The sequence below is a fragment of the Methylobacterium sp. E-041 genome (assembly GCF_022829665.1).
GTDB lineage: Bacteria > Pseudomonadota > Alphaproteobacteria > Rhizobiales > Beijerinckiaceae > Methylobacterium.
The window spans coordinates 1-6,275 of sequence record NZ_JAKSYQ010000098.1 but is presented as its reverse complement, the minus strand read 5'-3'; the positions used below and the strand labels follow the sequence as shown (position 1 = coordinate 6,275).

Sequence of the window (6,275 nt, the reverse complement as noted above, 5' to 3'; positions counted from 1 at the left end):
GAGCCCTACGCCTCATCCGCCGAGCGGACACAAGCCATGAGCCCCTGGATCGACCACTACAACACCAGCCGAACCCACTCCGCCCTCAGCCGACAGACACCCTGGCAAAGCCTGAACAACCTTCTGGGCAACGACATCTAGTGCAGGATCTGGTTGACGGTCGGCGCGGCGGTGTAGGTCATGGTCGCGAGTTGACCGGCAGGGATCGTGAAGCCGCACGGACTGCCGGGGCAGACCATCAGGTTGCCGCCACCGTTCGCTGCGCCGACGGTGACGGAGATGGAAGAGCCTCCGTAAACGACGTAGCTCGACATCGTCGGCAGCGGGCCGAGTTGCATTGGGCTGGCCGACAGCGTGAGGGTGGCGCTACCAGCCGGGTTGTAGCCGAGATTGTCGTGGAACCGGTTGTTGGCGCCGGTCGAGGCATTCCGCAGCGAAGCGACGGTGTTGCCCAGCAGGTTGTTGTCGTGCGCGATGACTGCGTCGCTGCCGGCCTCGATGTCGATGCCGACCTTGTTCGTGGCGTTCGGGGAAGGAGCGGCCGCGCTGTCGAACGGCGAGAACTTGCCGATCTTGTTGTCGGCCGCCGTCACCTGCTGGCAGCCGGAGCCAACCGAAAGGCCCTTCTCCCAGCCGGATAAGGAGACGCTCGTCAGCGTCACGTTGTAGACCGGCCCCTGGCAGCGGACGCCACGCCCGCGCTGGCCCTTGACGGATGTGATCTGGCCGCCGCCGGTGATCGAGACCATGTTGATCGGGTAGGGATGCAGCGCCGTCGGCATGGCGAGGGTCGCGTCGAGGAAGATACCGTCCAAGATTCCGGCGGCGTCCACTGCGGCGACGTTCGTTCCCGACGGGTCCGCGACCTGCTGCGAGTTGGTGATCCAGGGGGTCGGGATCGACAGATCCATGACGTACCCCGTCCCCCTCGGCTGGACGACGATGTTCCCGGCCTGCGCGCTGTCGCTGGTCCCGATCGCCAGGGTGACCTTCTCGACCCGCTGACCGTTGCCAGGAATGATCTTGTAGCTGGTCCTGTTGCTGATCCAGTCGTTGGCGAAGGAGTACAGTTCGCCGGTCTGGATCACGATGACCGCAGCGTCGGGGTAGCGGTGCTTGGCCGGGTTCGGATCAAGGAAGTTTGACAGGCCGAGATTGCCCGAGATGATGTTGTTCGGGCCCACCCTGCCGTTGTCGACGAGGATGTAGCCCGAGCCGGGGTAGGCGGCGCCGTCTGCGCTGTACTCGAAGGTGTTGTCCTGGACCCACTGCGCGCCGCCGGCCGCCCCCATGCGGACGCACATGAAACAACCGCGGAAGGTCGAGCGCCGAACCCAATTGTAACCGCTGTCGAGGTCGACCGTGTAGCCGGAGGTCCGGAACGCCCCGCTGTCGAAGCCGACATGCACGAAGGCCATGTCCTCAATGCCGGAATAGACCCCGGTGCCATGGATTGAGGTGCCGGTAGCCGCGCTCGCCAGCGTGGTCATCTCGGTGCAGCGCATGCTGGCGCTGGACAGCACGGTGCGCGGGTTCGGGAACTGGAACGCGCTGTATAGAACCTGCCCGCACGGGAAGCGCAGGCGCCCGCCGGAACCCGGCACCTTGGACAGCGCGAGCACGATGCGCGCGGTCTGATCAACTCCGGTGTCCGCCTCGACCCCGCCGAGCACCGCGGCCGAGAAGTCCGGCAAGTGCGCCAGCGCGAAGTCACGGATGATGTCGTCGAGCTTGCGCCCGTCGTTCCACCCCGGGATACGCACCGTGAACTTCGACACGTCGCCGCCCGAGCCTTGATCAGTTGGCGGTAGGATGATCCGTCGCGCCGGGACGGTCGGGCCGCGCAGCGGACCAGGCGTGCCGGGATCGAGAGCGAGCGCGCCCCCGGCCTGCTTCAGCATGACGGTAAACGCGAGCATCAGGGCGACGAGGCGCATCGGCGAAGCCTTCGGTGGTGCGGAGTGATGGAGGTGGGTCGCGGCGGTCACGGCGACCAGTTCGCCGTCAAGCCGTCGGTCGCGTGGGTGCCGGTCGTCGCTATAGCGCCGTGCACGATCTAAGTGAGGTAGACCGCGAACACCACTCGCTTCGAGATGTTCACGGAGCTATTGGGGGCGTATCGCAAACTCGGATCTAAGACGCGGAATGGCCTATGCGATCCTACTTTCACCCTTTGTTCCCCTGGGGAAGCCGAAGCAGATTGCGAGCAGCTGGTTTTGCTCTAGCACTGTCGACGAGCCGGCAAAGACGAAGCCTTTGTACAGCCAAAGCATGGCCTCGAAACCCTGGATGGTGCGCCGCGCCGTGTTGAACGAGCGGAAGCCGCGCACCCGCGGCATCGATCGCTTCACCCGGAAGTGGTCGCTTTCGATGCTCTGCTGCCGGTGCTTGGTGACGTAGTGGATCGGCGCGCGAGGCAGCAACTCTGCCTCACGGCTCTCGGCGATGGCCGGCGGGTACGGGCCGGCACCATCCGTGCCGATGCGGTCAGGGGCGAGCAACGGTTGATTCTGCAGCATCGTGCGGAAGAACGGCTTGGCCACGTCGAGAATCCGGTCGGCTGTGCGGAGGAAATCGACAGGCTTACCGTGCTTGTCGACGGCCCGGTAGAGGTAGCGCGACTCCTCCCGCACCTTGAGGTAGGTCTCGTCGATGCGGACCGATCCACAGTGTGGCTGGCGGAACTGCCGCACCCGCTTCTCGATCAGAGGCGCGTAGGCCATAACCCAGCCGTTCAGGGTGCTGTGATCGACCTCCAGGCCACGCTCCAGGAACAGTTCATCGATGTCGCGGTAGCTGAGCGGATAGCACAGGTACCAAGAGACGGCCTGCACGAAGAGCGTCGCCTCGAAGTGCCGCCCCTTTGAAGTCGGCCTTGGCGCGCTGCTCCAGCTTCGCGGCGATAGCGGACGTGATCATGGGCCGGCTCCAAGGGTGCGGCGGCAAGCTCGTCAAGGATGGGTAACGATTCATGGATGAAGGCACGTTTGACCTCGCGACACGCCCTACGGTTGTGCACGAGCGGAGAGATGGCATGAACGACAAATGATCGTTACAACGCCCCACGGCATCGTTCAAAGTCGCCAAGAGAAAGATCAAGCTCCAGCCATGGCATCGGCCTGGGTCAGAAGGGCGGCAATGTAGATATCCGACAGAAAAAATAGATATATTGCTGGTTTATAGACGAAATTAAACATAAACTTGCTAATGTATAAATTTGAACATAAGGGCTTGACCATTCTAGTTCATTCGGTAAAAAATGTTATCAAGTCTATTATCAATTAATTAAGTTCCTGTCAGGGCGAGGGTTCAGAAATGAAAATGAATTTTGCGAAATCAAGTCTGAAATGGAAAGATATTTCTTTCGGCAATGCAAATCCGGATGAAATAAAAGAGATCGAAAAGCTGTTGAATACCAGCTTATTGATCATTCCATCAATAAATGGCGGTAAATTACTGTCAAATATGATTCCTACATTAAGAGTACCTGCGGAGCGGATAATTGTTTTGGATCAGGGAAGTACAGATTCGACATATGAAGTCTGTCAGCGCTATGGCGTAGAAATACAGCAGCTTAACACTCCGCATACGTACACGCAGTGCTGTAATATTGCGCTAGGCATCGCTCGGATGCGGCACGCCGATTTTGTCTATATTGCAAATAACGATATCATCTTCGTTACGGACGTTGCCCGTGAATTGCTTTACGAAATGTCAAATGACATAAGCTTAGGTGCTGTTTCATGTTCTCAAGTCATACCACTTGTTAATGATGAGATAGGCGTACTAAGTCATAGAGTTTACTGGAACCTTGATCGCACAGAGTTCGAACACGATAGAAATATACCTGAGGGAGACGTATATCGACTCGAGTCCGACTTTTGTGAAGGAACTTGTGTTCTCATTCGAACTAAGGCTGCGACAGAAATCGGCGGCTTTGACGATAATTTTGGCTTTTATCACGAGGATGCTGATTTCGGAATTCGACTTAGAGAGGCCGGATATACAACTGCTTACCTTCCTCAGTCTCAAATAAAACACTTCGCAGGATCGACTTTCGCTCAAGGAAAATCGGAGGCCAGGCTTAATTATATTAATAATAGTCGAAAGTTATTTACCGATAAGCACCTTGGTTACGGCCTAAAATATGTTGACCATGGATCTGATGTCGCCACGTCATGGAACATAATAAATCAAAATTTATTTCCATACATGAAAAGATTTGGCCTTATCGACAATGAACGGCCTGAATTACTATTTTCCCATCCCGGAATTCAACCTTACGACTGCCTTTATTCGGTTTGGGAAACATCAAATATACCGCAGAAATGGATCGAAAACAAAAATAAATATAAATCAACTTATCTACCATCTATGTGGAATCTAAATGTATTCAAAAAATCTGGCTTCGAAAGAGTTCATTATGTGCCTCTTGGCGTAGAAACTGATATATTTCAGCCTTGGGGCAAGACCGAGCGCCAGTATGATGGCCCAACATTTTTGTGGTTCGCTCGCGTTCAATATAGGAAGGGCTATGACGTGATGCTAAAGGCGTGGCAAACCTTCAGCATTAAACATCCCGATGCTATGTTGATTGTTTGCGGACATGGTGTCCTTCCTTTGGGGAGTAAAAATCGATCACAAGCGCGTCAATGGCGGAAATTTCTTCGATTTGATGATGATAAGGCCAGGATATCCTATCGTGAAACTATAACCCCATTGGCGAATGAGGAGCTTGCATCTTTCTATCGGAGTGTTGATTTTCTAGTTTTAACTTCGCGTTCTGAGGGATTTGGATTTTCAGTAGTTGAAGCAATGGCTTGTGGAGTCATAACTATTTTTACTTCATATGGTTCTACCACTGATATGATGTACGACGGTGCAATCACGTTTGGCGGCCGCGAGGTGGAGGCGGACTATTCTGATAAAGAATTTTCGCAGGTTGGTAACTGGTGGGAGCCGGATCCTGAAGATGTATCTACCGCCATGGCACGAGCTATGAATCTAACCTTGGACGAAAAGAAGGCTCATTTCAGAAAAGCGTTAATTTTAGTCAGAACAAAGTTTACTTGGAGAAATACTTGCCTGGCAATACGTGCCGATTTGAAAAAGTGGCAAGTCAAAAAATCTATAGATTATAAACGCGACGTTCCTGCTCCAATTACTCTTACGAGTATTTCCGATTTCTTGAAACAAGTTGATTTATTGCAATCGTCCAGAAGAGATTCATCAACAAAAATTCCGGCTGAGATCAATCTGATTGAAGCCTTTGGTGGGTTTGATCGGGAATTTTACTTAAACAAGTACCCAGATATAAAGGAATCCTCAATAGACCCGCTGAATCATTATATATTTTATGGCTGGCGGGAAGAAAGAAACCCATCAGAACTCTTTGATACTAAAAGTTTTTTTGCGGCAGATCCTATCGCGCTGAAGATCATGGCTGGATTGAATGATTTGGGTTTCGGTTATAATAGAGATTATTTATTTGCTAAAATTACCGAATGGCAAATACGAGGACTTAGAGAAATTGCTGAAGACGATGAAACGACGGATGAATATTTTATTGATCTACTCTACAAGATCGCGCTGAATAGAAAGGCGGATGCTGATGGACTGGACCATTATATGAAGCTGCTCGCCCAAAATCCGAGAAAAAGAAAAATCCTGATTAGACAGATGTTCTCGTCATCTGAACGGGCAAAGATATTTCCTTTTATTCCAACGTTTTCGTTACCGTCTGAGAACGTAGGAAGCGTTGATTCTTATACAAGGGTAAGATCACAGTTTAATCTTAGTGGCTCTCTTCGAAATTTATTTGCGATAACGAGACGATAGTATATTTTCCTATGTAACTATGGGCGAAGGAATAGTTTCTTGTATAATAGCATAAAACCCGGAAATACGTAAAGATTGGGTCGCGCTTCGGTTCTACTGCTTCTTCTGGGGTGAGGCATTGAGGGGAAATTTGACCGTGGCGACTGTCGTGATAGGCGGAGCGCGTCCGCGATGACGCCCATCCTGCCGAAGCGTGTTTCATTCATACCCAACAGGCACCAAATTTAGGAATATGTCCCATGAGCATTAAAACGGCACTGATCACCGGCATCACCGGGCAGGACGGTGCGTATCTCGCGCAGCTGCTGCTGTCGAAGGGCTACGCGGTGCACGGGGTGGTGCGGCGCTCGAGCCATGCCGGGGTGTTCGACCACCGGCTGAAGTGGCTCGGGATCGAGAACGACGTGGAGCTCCACGACGGCAACCTGCTCGACCTG

The 6,275-nt window shown here is 53.4% G+C and carries 4 protein-coding genes and 1 pseudogene; 3 read left to right on the top strand and 2 right to left on the bottom strand.

All coding sequences use genetic code 11. The features are described 5' to 3' along the window. Positions 1 to 141 (top strand): integrase core domain-containing protein (locus MKK70_RS31040; RefSeq protein WP_409568260.1); only part of this gene is annotated, 141 nt, incomplete at its 5' end. Here MKK70_RS31040 and MKK70_RS09870 read toward each other — a convergent pair. Further along, the gene (locus MKK70_RS09870; protein WP_243947319.1) at positions 138 to 1,988 is read right to left on the bottom strand and encodes a hypothetical protein; all 1,851 of its coding nucleotides are present in this window, start codon (positions 1,986 to 1,988) and stop codon (positions 138 to 140) included. The two genes, MKK70_RS31040 and MKK70_RS09870, sit on opposite strands and share 4 nt — an antisense overlap. 162 nt (positions 1,989 to 2,150) lie before the next feature. After that, positions 2,151 to 2,919: pseudogene (locus MKK70_RS09865) on the bottom strand (IS6 family transposase). A 402-nt stretch (positions 2,920 to 3,321) separates the two neighbouring features. Between MKK70_RS09865 and MKK70_RS09860 the strand changes: the two are divergent. After that, a complete protein-coding gene (locus MKK70_RS09860; protein WP_243947317.1) occupies positions 3,322 to 5,838 on the top strand; it encodes a glycosyltransferase in 2,517 nt (838 codons plus the stop codon). 239 nt (positions 5,839 to 6,077) lie between these two features. Then, the coding region (locus tag MKK70_RS09855) for a GDP-mannose 4,6-dehydratase (RefSeq protein WP_243947316.1) at positions 6,078 to 6,275 on the top strand (198 nt) is incomplete at its 3' end.